Origin of the sequence: Microvirga arabica, assembly GCF_016811235.1 — a bacterium.
Taxonomy (GTDB): Bacteria; Pseudomonadota; Alphaproteobacteria; order Rhizobiales; family Beijerinckiaceae; genus Microvirga; species Microvirga arabica.
The window spans coordinates 147602-161524 of the sequence record NZ_JAFBID010000001.1 but is presented as its reverse complement, the minus strand read 5'-3'; the positions used below and the strand labels follow the sequence as shown (position 1 = coordinate 161524).

The following is a 13923-nucleotide window of genomic DNA, read 5'->3' as shown; positions in this document are numbered from 1 at the left end:
GAATTTTGCCAAGGTCAGGGCGGGCTATATCTCGACAATCGAGGAAAAGAATCGATAGGTGAGAGCTGCGGCCGAGAGGCGAAGCGTCATATTTGACGAGCAAGTGGAGTGGGTTTGAATGGCCGGGTTTGTGGAAGCCCTCCTGGACAGGTTCCATGAGCGGACCCCGATCAGAGCAGGCTCCCTGATCGTGACCGTCTTCGGGGACGCGGTCGTGCCTCGGGGCGGGGTGCTGTCGCTGGCCTCGCTTCACGAGGTCATGCGCGCGTTCCGGATCAGCGACACGCTCGTGCGAACGGCTTTGTCCCGCCTCGTGTCGGACGGATGGTTCGAGCGGTGGAAGTTGGGGCGCAACAGCTATTACCGGCTCGCTCCCCGGGGGCGGGAGGCTTTTGCCCAGGCGACGCAGCGGATCTATGCCGACCTGCCCCAGGATTGGCGGGGCGCCTTCGACCTCCTGCTGCTTGAAAACGCCCAGGACCGGACCGCCCTCAAGGCCGAGTTGTCGGAGGCCGGGTATGGGGTCCTTGGAACGGACCTTATGATTGCCGCTTCCGCATCGGCTGGAGAAGCCGCCGCCTTTCTGCGGCTTTCAGCTGTACCGGCCGATCTGCCCACGGCCCGGCGGCTCGTGGAACGGGCTTGGCCGCTTGCGGAAATCGAGAGCCGGTATCAGCGCTTCATCGACACCTATTCGGGTATGCTCTCGGCGCTTGAGCGAGGGGCCGGGTTCACAGATCTGGATGCCCTCCTGGTCAGGATCCTGCTGATCCACGATTACCGCCGCGCTGTCCTGAAGGATCCCCTGCTGCCGGCGCAGCTCCTTCCGAAGCCATGGGCGGGAGCCCGCGCCCGTGAACTCTGCGGGACGATCTACAAGACCCTGCTACCGGCCTCCGAGCAATGGATCGACACCCATGCCCAGGACGACAAGGGGCCGCTGCCGGAGGCCGGCAGGGGCTTCGCGGAGCGGTTCCAGTCGATTCCGGTCTCGGCCAAGCTGAAGGCGGTCTGAGAAATAGATTACAAGAAAATCTTGAAAAACGCATTTTTTGTGACATATTAAGGAAAGCTCGTGAGACGCTGACGAGGCAATTCGCTTTGCTTTGGAGCGCCGACGACCGGAACAGCGTTGACTATGCGCCTGGATGGGCGATGCCTCCGATCTTTTGAAGCTGCTTGGTCCTTTTTAGGAGGTGGCTCGGGAGGGGGGAACGAACGAAGGCGAGGGAGAAGCGCCGTGTACGCACAGATGGTGAAGACGGGCGTCGATCATGTCCAGTCCAAGGAAGAGATGTCTCCCGAGGAGCGAGCCTTCCAGGACCGCGTCGATCAGGACATCAAGATCGAGCCCAAGGAATGGATGCCGGAGGCCTATCGCAAGACGCTGATCCGGCAGATCTCCCAGCATGCCCATTCCGAAATCATCGGCATGCAGCCCGAGGGCAACTGGATCACCCGCGCGCCGACGCTCGAGCGCAAGGCCATTCTGCTCGCCAAGGTGCAGGACGAGGCGGGCCATGGCCTCTATCTCTACTGCGCGGCCGAGACGCTCGGCGTGAGCCGAGACGAGCTCATGGGGCAGCTCAACAGCGGCAAGGCCAAGTATTCGAGTATCTTCAATTACCCGACGCTCACCTGGGCCGACATCGGCGCCATCGGCTGGCTGGTGGACGGGGCCGCGATCATGAACCAGGTGCCGCTGCAGCGCTGCTCCTACGGTCCTTATTCGCGCGCCATGATCCGCATCTGCAAGGAGGAGAGCTTCCACCAGCGCCAGGGCTACGACATCATGACCAAGCTCGCGCGCGGCACGCCCGAGCAGAAGCAGATGGCCCAGGATGCGTTGAACCGCTGGTGGTGGCCGTCCCTGATGATGTTTGGCCCGTCCGATGCGGAGTCGGTGCATAGCGCCCAGTCCATGCGCTGGAAGATCAAGATCAACTCGAATGACGAGCTGCGCCAGAAATTCGTCGACCAGACGGTGCCGCAGGCCGAGTATCTCGGACTGACCGTTCCCGATCCCGATCTCAAGTGGAATGCCGAACGCGGGCACTACGATTTCGGCGCGATCAGTTGGGACGAATTTTATCAGGTGATCGCCGGCAACGGCCCCTGCAACCGGGATCGGCTGCGCACGCGGGTCAAGGCCTATGAAGAGGGCCGCTGGGTGCGCGAAGCGGCCGACGCCTATGCGGCGAAGAAAGCGGCCCGCGCCAAGGCCAAGGCGGCGTGAGCGGGAGAGGAACGATGACCGACAAGAAGGAATGGCCTCTCTGGGAGGTGTTCATCCGCAGCCAGCACGGGCTCGCCCACCGGCATGTGGGCAGCCTGCATGCGCCTGACGCCGAGATGGCGATCAAGAATGCGCGCGATGTCTATACGCGCCGCAATGAGGGCGTGAGCATCTGGGTGGTGCGCGCATCCGACATTGCGGCGAGCTCCCCTGGCGAAAAGGGTCCGCTGTTCGATCCGGCCAACAGCAAGGTCTATCGGCACCCGACCTTCTACGAAATCCCGGAAGAGCTGGGGCACATGTGATGAGCGGGCAGGATGCGCTCTTCGAGTACCTGCTGCGGCTCGGCGACAACGCGCTGATCCTCGGGCATCGTCTGTCGGAATGGTGCGGGCATTCGCCCGCATTGGAAGAGGACCTGGCGCTGTCCAACGTCGCCCTCGATCTCATTGGACAGACGCAGCTCTGGCTAAACCTCGCCGGCGAGGTCGAAGGCAAGGGGCGCGATGCCGACAAGCTCGCCTATCTGCGCGACGCCCGCGACTTTCGCAATCTCCTGCTCGTCGAGCAGCCGAACGGCGACTTCGCCGCCACCATGGCGCGCCAGTTCTATTTCGATGCCTGGCACTACCTGCTGCTGCGGGAGCTCACGGGCTCGAAGGACGGGCGCATCGGCGAAATTGCCGCGAAGGGTCTGAAAGAGGTGACCTATCACCTGGAGCGCAGCCGCGACTGGATCCTGCGCCTCGGCGACGGCACGGAAGAGAGCCATCGCCGCATGCAGGCGGCCATTGACGATCTCTGGATGTACACGGGCGAGATGTTCGAATCCGACGAAGTGGAACAGGCCATGATGCGCGAGGGCATCGGCGCCGATCTCTCGTCGCTTCACGAGCCATGGCTCGGCCTGATGCGGGCCACAACTGATGAGGCCACACTGACCCTGCCTCAACCCGGATGGGCGCAGCGGGGCGGCAAGCGGGGCATGCATTCGGAGCATCTCGGCTACATCCTCGCGGATCTTCAGTTCCTGCAGCGGGCCTATCCGAACGCAGTGTGGTAGGGGGCGGCGATGACGAGCAGCCTGACGCGGCCGGATCTGGAGCAGATCAGAACTTGGCTGGAAGAGGTTTCCGATCCGGAAGTGCCTGTCGTCTCCGTCGTGGATCTCGGCGTCGTCCGCGATGTGCAATGGTCGGGCGACGACCTCGTCGTGGCGATCACGCCCACCTATTCAGGCTGCCCTGCCACGAGCGTCATTGCGCTCGACATCGAGTCAGCGCTGCGGGCGAAGGGCGTTGATCGCCTGCGCGTCGAACGCAGGCTGTCGCCGCCTTGGACGACGGACTGGATCAGTGCTGAAGGAAGGCGCAAGCTCGAAGCCTACGGCATCGCGCCGCCGGCCGAGAGTGCGGGTGGTCCGTCGGTCTTCGACCGCCTGCTGCGCAAGCCGCTGGTAATCGCCTGCCCGCGCTGCAAATCCGAGAACACGACGCGCGTGAGCGAGTTCGGCTCGACGCCCTGCAAGGCGCAGTACCGATGCGACGATTGCCTCGAGCCTTTCGACTATTTCAAGTGCATTTGAAACGAGCGGACGCTCCATGACAAAGTTCTACCCCGTCACAGTAGCCGATGTCAGGCGCGAGACACGCGATGCCATCATCCTCACGCTGGACGTGCCGGATGAGCACAAGGAGGCATTCAGCTTCTCGCCAGGGCAATACCTGACACTGCGCACGAATATCGACGGCGACGAGGTCAGGCGGTCCTATTCCATCTGCGCCGCGCCCATGGAGGGCAGGCTCCGCGTCGGCATCAAGAAGATTGCCGGCGGCGTGTTCTCGAATTGGGTGAGGGAGCAGCTGGCTCCCGGCCATGTGATCGAAGCCATGCCGCCGATGGGCAACTTCTTCGTGCCCCTCGATCACACGCAGAAAAGGCACTTCGTGGGCTTTGCGGCGGGCAGCGGAATCACGCCGCTTTTGAGCATCGTCAAGACGACGCTTCTGGCGGAGCCGCAGTCCTTCTTCACCCTCTTCTACGGCAACCGCGCATCGAGCTCCATCATGTTCCGGGAGGAGCTGGAAGATCTCAAGAACGAGCATCTCGAGCGCTTCAGCCTCATCCATATCCTCAGTCGCGAGCAGCAGGACATCGACCTGTTCAACGGCCGCCTGACCAAGGAGAAGTGCGACCAGCTCCTTGAGCACTGGGTTGACGCGTCCACCATCGACACCGCCTTCATCTGCGGGCCGCAGGACATGATGCTGGGGGTCGCGAAAAGCCTTGAGGAACACGGCCTCGACAAGCGCAAGATCAAGTTCGAGCTCTTCGCCACATCCACACCAAGCCGCCGCCCGCGCAAACTCGAAGAGGAGCAGGCCAGGAACCACAAGGATCTCTGCGAGGCCACCATCGTCATCGACGGACGCGCCCGCACCCTGTCTTTCGAGAAGGGCACCGCATCGGTGCTCGATGCGGCCACTCAGGAAGGGCTCGAGCTGCCTTACGCCTGCAAGGGCGGTGTCTGTTCCACCTGCCGGGCGATGCTGGTCGAGGGCGAGGTCGACATGGATGCCAACTTCGCCCTGGAGGATTACGAGATTGCCCGGGGCTACATTCTCACCTGCCAGAGCTACCCGGTAAGCGACAGGATCCTGGTCGATTTCGACAAGTGACCGACGAGGTGCGCCATGGTCGATGAAGAAGGCCTTGTCAGTTTTGTGGCCGGCGGCGGCCGCCTGAGCGCACCGGATAACGTGACGCCCCGTTATCGCGCGGAGCTCATGCGCCTGATGTCGATCTTCGTCGACTCCGAGATGGCCGGCGCCTCAGGCTTTGCGGATTGCATCAATCTGGCGCCTGGCCTCAGAGAGCGGATCACGGCCACGCACATCGTCCTGCAGAAATTCGATCATGCCCGGCAGGTTCTCCAATTGATGGAGCAGTTCGGGGCCAACATGGATCAGTATGTGGGGGCTCATCCCTGGGCCTCGCGCCTCGATCGCAGCGTCAATCTTGGCACTCGGCGCATGGACGGAGACATGCGCCTCAACGTGTTTCACTATCCGATCAACGGCTGGGTTGATGCGGTGGTCATGAACTGCCTGATGGAACAGGCGACCGTGGTGCAGCTCGATGAGCTCAGCCGCGGCTCCTACCAGCCTCTTGCCGATGTCCTCACGGTTATCCTTCCTGTCGAGAGGCAACATGCGGAACTCGGTGAGCACGGGCTGCAGGCGGAACTGGAGAGGGGTCACGACAAGACGGATGCTCAAGCCTCGGTGAACTACTGGTATCCGCGGGTTGCTGATACGTTCGGCAGCAGCATGTCGGATCATTTCACGCAGCATAGGAAATACGGATTGCGCCAGAAAGGTAGGGAGGAACTTCTCGCCCAATGGCAGGGTATCGTCCGCCCGCTTCTCTCGCGGTTCGGTCTTCTTGCTCCCGGCGATGCGCCGCATGATATCGACGAGCAGGTCTCCTTACAGTAATCTCAATCCCGCGCAGATTTGACCGTTGGCTATTCCGCGGCCGTGGCACGTCGTGGCGCCGCTGCGGATTCGGCCTGGAGATTGCGGGTTCCGTCCACGATCAGCTGCGAGACAAGCTCCGCGTAGTCCGCCCGTGTCACCTGGCCGTTGCTCTTGAACCAGAGATAGTGCCAGTTGATCATGCCGAAGAGCGACATGGTCACGGGCTTGAGCAGCTTCGTTCCCTTGAGTTGAGGTGCGACGCCCGCCACAGCGTCGGAGAAGATCTTCACCAGATCGCGCTCCATGGATTTGAGCTCGGCTTGACGGTCGGACGGCAGCAGGCGAAGGCCGTTGATCTGCACGCTGTGTTGGGCATCCGCGTCCCGGTAGGCTTCAAGGATCGCAGCAACGAGCGTCCTGAGACGATCGCCGGGTGCAAGGTCCGGCCGGTCGGCGGCTTCCACCACCTCGAGCAGTTCCTCCAGGTGAAAGCGGATCACGTCGAAGAGCAGTTCCTCCTTGTCCCGGTAATAGTGATAGAGATTCGCTTTCGAGACCCCGCAGGCCTCGGCGATCCTGCTCATGGAGGCGCGGTCATAGCCATGCTCGGCAAAGAGCTCGGCCGAGCGATCAAGGATCGCCCGGCGCTTGTCGTCGTAATTGCTGGCGCGGGTGCGGGCCATGAGTTTGCTATTCTTTCGGTCTGCGGTCGATCACGCGCTTCGCCTTGCCCAGCGAGCGCTCAATCCCTTCGGGGTCGAGGACGTTTACCTGAGCCGTGATGCCGATGGTATCCTTGATTGCCTGGCCCAAGCGGTCGGAGGCGGCCTTGCGGGTTTCCGGGTAGTCGGCCTCGGGCCGGATCTCGGCCCGGATCTCCATTTGGTCCATGCGGCCTTCGCGGGTCAGCACGATCTGGTAATGGCCAGACAGGCTCGGGATCTGCAGGAGCTTTTCCTCGATCTGGGTAGGGAAGACATTCACGCCCCGGATGATCATCATGTCGTCGGTGCGGCCCGTGACCTTCTCCATGCGCCGCATGGTGCGCGCGGTGCCGGGCATGAGCCGGGTCAGGTCGCGGGTGCGGTAGCGGATGACCGGCATCGCCTCCTTGGTGAGCGACGTGAAGACGAGCTCGCCTTCCTCGCCGTCCGGCAGCACCTCGCCGGTCACTGGATGGATCACCTCGGGATAGAAGTGATCCTCCCAGATATGCAGGCCGTCCTTGGTCTCGATGCACTCGCAGGCAACCCCCGGCCCCATGACCTCGGAGAGGCCGTAGATGTCCACCGCATGGATGTCGAAGGCCTCCTCGATCTCGGCCCGCATGGCGTTCGTCCAGGGTTCCGCGCCGAAGATGCCTACTTTAAGCGACGATTGGCACGGGTCGAGACCCTGCTTGCGGAATTCGTCGAGGATCGCCAGCATGTAGGACGGCGTGACCATGATCACGTCGGGCTGGAAGTCGTGGATGAGCTGCACCTGGCGCTCGGTCATGCCGCCCGACATGGGGATCACCATGCAGCCGAGGCGCTCGGCGCCGTAATGCGCGCCCAATCCGCCGGTGAAGAGACCGTAGCCGTAGGCCACGTGCACCTTCATGCCCGGCCGCGCACCGCTCGCCCGGATCGAGCGGGCCATCACGTCGGACCACGTATCGATGTCGCGCTTCGTGTACCCAACGACCGTGGGCTTGCCGGTGGTGCCCGACGAGCCGTGCACGCGGGCGACCTGATTCTGGGGAACGGCGAACATGCCGAAGGGGTAGTTGTCGCGCAGGTCCGCTTTCGTCGTGAACGGAAATTTGGCGAGGTCGCTCAGTTCCTTGAAGTCATCCGGATGGACGCCAACTGCGTCGAACTTCGCCCGGTAGTGCGGCACGTTCTGGTAAGCATGGCGCAGGGACCAGGCGAGACGCTCGCGCTGCCATGCGGCCAGCTCGTCACGGGATGCGCGTTCGAGACGGTCGAGGTCAGGGGCCTGGGGGTTGAGTTCGGACAGCTTGCGGAGCGGAATCTGATTCAAGCAAACCTCCCATTCATGTTCTTGTTGGTTCCGTCTCGTCCGCGCCTGACGCGAGCAGCGTGCCGGAAATCGTGCGCGAATGTCCGCGGAACTCGGCGACGACCTCGCCCTGGCCGTTGCGAACCGTCACGTCGTAGATGCCGGAGCGGCCCGAGCGATTGCGCTCCACCGCATGCGCTGTGAGCATGTCGCCCCGGCGGCCAGGCTGCAGGAACGTGACATTGCATTGCTGCGCAACGGTGCGCTGGTCGTAGGTGTTGCAGGCGAAGGCAAAGGCCGAGTCGGCCAGCGTGAAGATGAAGCCGCCGTGGCAGATGCCGTGGCCGTTCGTCATGTCGGGCCGGATCAGCATGGACAGAACCGCCTCGCCCGGCGCGACCCGCTCCACAACCATGCCGAGGCCCTGGCTTGCCTGATCCTCGGCCCACATGGCCTGCGCGCAGGCTTGCGCGATGTCGTGGGCGGCGATGGCGGAGGAGGGCGCGTCCATCAGGCTTTCCCCGTGAATTTGGGCTGCCGCTTCTCGAAGAAGGCCATGACGCCTTCCATATAGTCCGGCGTGCGGCCGGCCCGGCCCTGCAGATCGCGTTCCAAGTCGAGCTGCTGACTGAGATCATTCGTCTGCGAAGCGTCGAGCGCTTGCTTGATCAGCCCGAGCCCGATGGTCGGCTGCGTCGCGAAGTGCGCCGCGAGTCGATGCGCTTCGTCCATCAGGCTTGCATCGTCGACCGCCTTCCAGATCATGCCCCAGGCCTCCGCCTGTTCGGCCGCAACCGGCTCGGCAAGCAGAGCGAGAGCGCGTGCGCGCGCCGAGCCGACGAGGCGCGGCAGGAACCAGGTGCCGCCTGAATCGGGGACGAGGCCGAGCTTCGCGAACGCCTGGATGAACTTCGCCGAGCGGGCCGCCAGAACGATATCGCAGGCGAGCGCAATGTTGGCGCCGGCACCCGCGGCTACGCCGTTGACGGCGCAGACCACTGGCATCTGTAATTCGCGCAGCTTGCGTACCAGTGGGTTGTAGAGCCGCTCCAGCGTCGAGGAGAGATCGGGAGCCTGCCCCGGGCTGAAGACCCGGTCCGACAGATCCTGGCCTGCGCAGAAGCCGCGCCCGGCGCCTGTGATGATCAGCGCTCGGCAATCCGTGTCGGCCTCCGCATCGAGAAGCGCCGCCATCAGGGCCGCGTGCATCGCCTCGTTGAAGGAGTTGAGACGATCGGGCCGGTTGAGGGTGATGACGCGGTATCCCTCTCGCCTGTCCGTGAGGATGAGATCAGTCTCCACCATGGCCCTCCCGAATTCTTCGCTGATGGCAAGCGGGTGGTCTTGCGACTTGTTTACTATTGACCAACCGTTCGGTCAATTATATTGATGTTACGCAAAGGGTCAATGAGAGCATTCACAGCTCGCACGGAGCCGCATGAGATGGGATTTTTCGAAGACCATCGGGATACGCTCACCCAAGCCTCGCAGGCTGTGACCACACACGACCGCCGAAGCATCCATCCCTGCTTCACCACTACTGCTTTCCCACCCCGCTGTGTTCGAGCCGCCGTGACCTGAAGGGCCGTGGGGGACCGATTCACCGTGCAAGAACGAACAATAATAAACGACAACAACCAGGAGGAAACGGATGAAGTCACAAACGACGCTCAAGATGATGCTGGCCGCAGGTGCGTTCAGTGTCGCTATGTCTCACGGCGCCCATGCGCAGGACACGGTCAAGATCGGCTCGGTTCTGTCGGTCACCGGACCGGCCTCCTTCCTCGGTGAGCCTGAGGACAAGACGCTCAGACTCTATGTCGACAAGATCAACGCGGCCGGCGGTGTTGCGGGCAAGAAGCTCGAGCTGGTGATCTACGACGATGGCGGCGACGCCAACAAGGCGCGCACCTTCGCGACGCGCCTCGTCGAGGATGACGAAGTGGTCGCCATGGTCGGCGGCACGACGACCGGCACCACCATGGCCATGATCCCCGTGTTCGAGGACGCCGAGATCCCCTTCATCTCGCTTGCGGGTGCCATCGAGGTGATCGATCCCGTGCGCAAGTTCGTCTTCAAGACGCCTCATACCGACAAGATGGCCTGCGAGAAGATCTTCGAGGATTTGAAGAAGCGCAATCTGACGAAGATCGGCCTCATCTCCGGAACCGACGGCTTCGGTGCCTCCATGCGGGCGCAGTGCGTGAAGGTCGCGCCCAATTACGGCATGGAGATCGTGGCGGACGAGAATTACAGTCCGCGCGACAGCGACATGACCGCTCAGCTCACCAAGATCAAGAACACGGCCGGCCTGCAGGCGGTGGTGAATCCCGGCTTCGGCCAGGGACCCGCCATCGTGACCCGCAACTATGCCCAGCTCGGCATGAACACCATTCCGTTCTACCAGAGCCACGGCGTGGCCTCGAAGAGCTTCATCGATCTTGCCGGCGCTGCGGCGGAAGGCGTGCGCCTGCCGGCCGCGGCGCTGCTCGTCGGCGACAAGCTGCCGGCCAACGATCCGCAGAAGAAGGTGGTCACGGAGTACAAGCAGGCCTATGAGGCCGCCACCAAGCAGCCGGTTTCCACCTTCGGCGGGCATGCCTATGATGGTCTCTTCATTCTCGTCGAGGCCATGAAACGCGCCAACTCCACGGATTCCGGCAAGATCCGTGACGAGATCGAGAAGACCAAGGGCTTCGTCGGAACCGGCGGCATCGTGAATATGTCGCCCACCGACCACCTCGGTCTCGATCTCTCGGCCTTCCGCATGCTCGAGATCAAGGGCGGTGACTGGAACCTCGTGGCATCGGGCAGCTGATCCTCGGTGATATGGACTGAACGGGAGGCGGATCATCCGCCTCCCGTTCGCCGATCCAAAGGTCGCGGGATATCATCATGGCCGAGTTCCTCCAGTTTCTCGTCTCAGGGTTGACGGTGGGTGCCGTCTATGCGCTTGTCGCGCTGGGCTTCACGCTGATCTACAACGCATCCGGCGTGGTGAACTTCGCCCAGGGTGAGTTCGTGATGCTCGGGGGCATGGTGACCGTGTTCGCATCGGCCGCCGGCGTGCCGCTGCCGCTGGCCGCTGTCATTGCCGTGGTGGCCGCCGTGGTGATCGGGCTTCTCCTGCATCGCCTCGCCATCGAGCCTGCCCGCGGCGCATCGGCCGTAACCCTCATCATCATCACCATCGGCGCGTCGATCCTGCTCCGTGGATTGGCCGCAATCGTCTTCGACAAGCAGTTCCACAAGCTCCCCGGCTTTACGGGCGAGGCGCCCATCGACATTCTCGGCGCGGCCGTTCAGCCGCAGAGCTTCTGGGTTCTCGGCGGAACAGCCGTGGTCGTGGTGGCACTCTATGTCTTCCTCGAACACACGCTTCTCGGCAAGGCTGTTCTGGCAACGGCCGCCAACAGGCTGGCCGCGCGGCTGGTCGGCATCAACACGACCACGATCATGGCGCTGGCCTTCGGAGGCTCCGCGGCCATTGGAGCTATCGCGGGCATTCTCGTGACGCCGATCACCCTGACGAACTACGATGTCGGAACGCTGCTGGCCTTGAAAGGCTTCGCCGCCGCCATGCTGGGGGGCATGGGCAATCCGCTGGGCGCCGTCGTGGGCGGACTGCTGCTGGGTCTGCTGGAGGCCTTCGGTGCCGGCTATCTGAGCTCCACCTACAAGGACGCTTTTGCGTTCCTGGTCATTCTCATCGTCCTGTTCGCAGCCCCGCAGGGCCTGTTCGGACGTCGAGCCGTCGAGAGGGTGTGAGAATGGGTGCTCTCCTGAACCAGCGCTTCCTGACACTCGCCGTGCTGGCGGTTGTCATCGCAGTGCTCCCGCTCGTCTTTCCATCGAGCTATTACTTCCGCGTGGCGTCGCTCGTCTGGGTGTCGGCGCTGGCTGCTATTGGGCTCAACATTCTCATGGGGCAGGCGGGGCAGGTCAGTCTCGGCCACGCGGCGTTCTTCGGGATCGGAGCCTATTCCGTCGCCATCGGGCCGGCCCATCTCGGCATCCCGCCCTGGGCGGCGCTTTCCATCGGAGCCGCGCTGTCCGCCGTGCTCGCCTATCTCGTAGGACGCCCGATCCTGCGGCTGAAGGGACATTATCTCGCCATCGCGACCCTCGGCCTCGGCGTGCTGGTCGCGCTCGTGATTTCCACGGAAAGCCGTTGGACCGGTGGACCGGACGGCATGCCGGTCGAGCGCCTGACCCTGTTCGGCTGGCGCGTGAGTGGATCATACACATGGTATTGGGTGACCGGCGCGCTCCTGCTCGTCGGAACCTGGATCGCCCTCAACCTCGACGAGACGCCCACGGGACGGGCCTTCCGCGCTCTGCATGACAGCGAAGTGGCCGCGCAGGTGGTGGGCGTCGATGTCGCCCGCTTCAAGCTGCAGGCCTTCGTGATCGCCGCCGTCTATGCGTCGATCGCCGGCTCGGCGCTGGCCTTCATGAACGGCTTCATCAACCCGGATCAGGCAGGATTCCTGCATTCCGTGGAACTCGTCACCATCGTGGTTCTCGGCGGGCTCGGATCAGTTGTCGGCAGCATCGTCGGAGCGGCCGTTCTGGTGACGCTGCCGCAAGCTCTGACAGTCTTCCACGAATACGAGCATCTGCTGCTCGGCCTCATCATCATCGTGTCCATGATCTTCATGCGCAGCGGCATCGTTCCGAGCCTCTCGGGTTTGTTCCTGAGGAGGGCACGGGCATGAGCATCCTAAAAGCAAACGATATCGGCATCTCGTTCGGCGGCGTGAAGGCCGTCGACGGCGTGAGCTTTGCGGTCAGTCCTGGCCAGATCCTCTCGATCATCGGGCCAAACGGAGCCGGCAAGACGACCCTCTTCAACATCGTGTCCGGCATCTATGCGGCAAGCCGCGGCACGATCCGGTTGGCCGACGAGGATGTGACTGGCCTGTCACCCCACAAGTTGGCGGAACGCGGGCTTTCCCGCACGTTTCAGAACCTGCAGATCTTCCAGCGCATGACGGCCTGCGAGAACGTGATGGTCGGGCGCCATTTGCGCGAAAAGTGCAGCCTGCTGCCGGCACTGTTCAGAGCCCCGTCCGTGACGCGCCAGAACAGGGAGACGCGAGCGGCGGCGCTCGATCTCCTTGCCTATGTGGGGCTGAAGGATGTGGCGGACATGCCCGCAGGATCGCTTCCCTACGGCGCCTGCAAGCGCCTCGAAATCGCCCGAGCCCTTGCGGCAGAGCCGCGCGTCCTGCTCCTCGATGAGCCGGCGGCCGGCTGCAATGCGGTCGAGACCGAGGAGATCGACCATCTGATCCGGCAGGTTGCCGACCGGGGTGTGGCGGTCGTGCTCGTGGAGCATGACATGAAGCTCGTGATGAAGATTTCCGACAGGATCCTGGTTCTGGAGCGAGGCAGGCCGCTGGCCGAAGGAACGCCGCGGGAGGTGCGCGATGATCCAAAGGTCCTTGAGGCTTATCTGGGACAGCACGGAGCCCAGGAGGCTGCCCGTGCTTGAAGTGGAGAACCTGCGCAGCGCTTATGGCCGGATCGAGGTCCTAAAAGGTGTCAGCCTCGAGGTTCGAACGGGCGAAGTCGTGGCGCTTGTTGGCGCAAACGGCGCCGGAAAGACCACGCTGCTGCGCGCGCTTTCCGGTGTGCAGCCGATCACCGGCGGTGAGATCCGTTTCAAAGGACAGCGCATCGATCGCCTGCACCCCCACCAGCGGGTGGAACTCGGCATCACCCAGTCGCCCGAGGGCCGACAGGTGTTCGGGCCTCTGACCGTCGAGGACAACCTGCGGCTCGGAGCTTACAGGCGGCGCGACAAGGAGATCGAGCAGGATCGCGACCGCGTCTTCGCGATGTTCCCGATCCTGGCCGAGAAGCGTCACCTCCTGGCGGGCGGTTTGTCGGGCGGCCAGCAGCAGATGCTAGCCATCGGCCGGGCGCTGATGGGCCGCCCCAAGCTCCTGCTGCTGGACGAGCCCTCGCTCGGCTTGTCGCCGCTTCTCGTCGATCAGATTCTCGATGCCATCGTGTCTCTGAGGAAGAACGGCATCACGGTGCTTCTCGTGGAGCAGAACGCCAGTGCGGCGCTAGGCATCGCCGATCGCGGCTATGTGCTTGAGACCGGTAAGGTGGCGTACAGCGGAACAGGTTCCTCCCTGCTTGCAGATCCTCAGGTGAAGGCGGCCTATCTCGGGGTCGCGTGATCCGTTCAGG

General features: G+C 63.3%; 16 protein-coding genes. 12 read left to right on the top strand and 4 right to left on the bottom strand.

Features of this window, described 5'->3' with window-relative positions; genetic code table 11:
• The first annotated feature begins 118 nt into the window (after positions 1-118).
• The 7 genes from JQC81_RS00780 (at position 119) to JQC81_RS00750 (ending at position 5733) form a co-directional block, all read left to right on the top strand.
• On the top strand, positions 119-1015 hold the full coding sequence (locus tag JQC81_RS00780) for a PaaX family transcriptional regulator (protein ID WP_203269808.1): 897 nt from the start codon (positions 119-121) through the stop codon (positions 1013-1015).
• 225 nt (positions 1016-1240) lie between these two features.
• Positions 1241-2236 carry a 1,2-phenylacetyl-CoA epoxidase subunit PaaA gene (gene paaA / locus JQC81_RS00775; RefSeq protein ID WP_203269807.1) on the top strand — a complete coding sequence of 332 codons (996 nt, stop codon included), beginning with the start codon at positions 1241-1243 and terminating at the stop codon, positions 2234-2236.
• 14 nt (positions 2237-2250) lie between these two features.
• Positions 2251-2541 (top strand): 1,2-phenylacetyl-CoA epoxidase subunit PaaB, encoded by a 291-nt coding sequence (gene paaB, locus JQC81_RS00770; protein WP_203269806.1) that lies wholly within the window; start codon positions 2251-2253, stop codon positions 2539-2541.
• Positions 2541-3299: a 1,2-phenylacetyl-CoA epoxidase subunit PaaC gene (gene paaC / locus JQC81_RS00765; RefSeq protein WP_203269805.1), complete on the top strand. Its 759-nt coding sequence runs from the start codon at positions 2541-2543 to the stop codon at positions 3297-3299. The genes paaB and paaC overlap by 1 nt, the downstream gene beginning before the upstream one ends.
• Positions 3300-3308: 9 nt before the next feature.
• The gene (paaD, locus tag JQC81_RS00760) at positions 3309-3821 is read left to right on the top strand and encodes a 1,2-phenylacetyl-CoA epoxidase subunit PaaD (protein WP_203269804.1); all 513 of its coding nucleotides are present in this window, start codon (positions 3309-3311) and stop codon (positions 3819-3821) included.
• A 16-nt stretch (positions 3822-3837) separates the two neighbouring features.
• Positions 3838-4914: a 1,2-phenylacetyl-CoA epoxidase subunit PaaE gene (gene paaE, locus JQC81_RS00755; protein ID WP_203269803.1), complete on the top strand. Its 1077-nt coding sequence runs from the start codon at positions 3838-3840 to the stop codon at positions 4912-4914.
• Between the two features lie 15 nt (positions 4915-4929).
• Positions 4930-5733: a Phenylacetic acid catabolic protein gene (locus JQC81_RS00750; RefSeq protein WP_203269802.1), complete on the top strand. Its 804-nt coding sequence runs from the start codon at positions 4930-4932 to the stop codon at positions 5731-5733.
• A 29-nt stretch (positions 5734-5762) separates the two neighbouring features.
• Here the strand turns inward: JQC81_RS00750 and JQC81_RS00745 are convergent, their stop codons facing one another.
• Genes JQC81_RS00745 through paaG form a run of 4 tightly spaced genes read right to left on the bottom strand, consistent with a single transcriptional unit; the run spans position 5763 to position 9021 of the window.
• The gene (locus JQC81_RS00745) at positions 5763-6398 is read right to left on the bottom strand and encodes a TetR/AcrR family transcriptional regulator (protein WP_203269801.1); all 636 of its coding nucleotides are present in this window, start codon (positions 6396-6398) and stop codon (positions 5763-5765) included.
• A 7-nt stretch (positions 6399-6405) separates the two neighbouring features.
• A complete protein-coding gene (gene paaK / locus JQC81_RS00740) occupies positions 6406-7740 on the bottom strand; it encodes a phenylacetate--CoA ligase PaaK (RefSeq protein ID WP_203269800.1) in 1335 nt (444 codons plus the stop codon).
• 13 nt (positions 7741-7753) lie between these two features.
• Positions 7754-8230 (bottom strand): hydroxyphenylacetyl-CoA thioesterase PaaI, encoded by a 477-nt coding sequence (gene paaI, locus JQC81_RS00735; protein ID WP_203269799.1) that lies wholly within the window; start codon positions 8228-8230, stop codon positions 7754-7756.
• Positions 8230-9021 (bottom strand): 2-(1,2-epoxy-1,2-dihydrophenyl)acetyl-CoA isomerase PaaG, encoded by a 792-nt coding sequence (gene paaG, locus JQC81_RS00730; RefSeq protein ID WP_203269877.1) that lies wholly within the window; start codon positions 9019-9021, stop codon positions 8230-8232. Before paaG ends, paaI begins: the two co-directional genes overlap by 1 nt.
• Before the next feature lie 349 nt (positions 9022-9370).
• On the opposite strand from paaG, the gene JQC81_RS00725 reads away from it, so the two are divergent.
• The 5 genes from JQC81_RS00725 to JQC81_RS00705 all read left to right on the top strand — a co-directional run bounded on the left by JQC81_RS00725 (position 9371) and on the right by JQC81_RS00705 (position 13913).
• Positions 9371-10537: an ABC transporter substrate-binding protein gene (locus JQC81_RS00725; RefSeq protein WP_203269798.1), complete on the top strand. Its 1167-nt coding sequence runs from the start codon at positions 9371-9373 to the stop codon at positions 10535-10537.
• A 77-nt stretch (positions 10538-10614) separates the two neighbouring features.
• On the top strand, positions 10615-11487 hold the full coding sequence (locus tag JQC81_RS00720) for a branched-chain amino acid ABC transporter permease (protein ID WP_203269797.1): 873 nt from the start codon (positions 10615-10617) through the stop codon (positions 11485-11487).
• A gap of 2 nt (positions 11488-11489) precedes the next feature.
• The gene (locus tag JQC81_RS00715) at positions 11490-12437 is read left to right on the top strand and encodes a branched-chain amino acid ABC transporter permease (RefSeq protein WP_203269796.1); all 948 of its coding nucleotides are present in this window, start codon (positions 11490-11492) and stop codon (positions 12435-12437) included.
• Positions 12434-13216, top strand: coding sequence for an ABC transporter ATP-binding protein (locus JQC81_RS00710; RefSeq protein WP_203269795.1), 783 nt, complete (start codon positions 12434-12436; stop codon positions 13214-13216). The genes JQC81_RS00715 and JQC81_RS00710 overlap by 4 nt, the downstream gene beginning before the upstream one ends.
• Positions 13209-13913: an ABC transporter ATP-binding protein gene (locus JQC81_RS00705; protein WP_203269794.1), complete on the top strand. Its 705-nt coding sequence runs from the start codon at positions 13209-13211 to the stop codon at positions 13911-13913. Before JQC81_RS00710 ends, JQC81_RS00705 begins: the two co-directional genes overlap by 8 nt.
• Positions 13914-13923 lie beyond the last annotated feature (10 nt).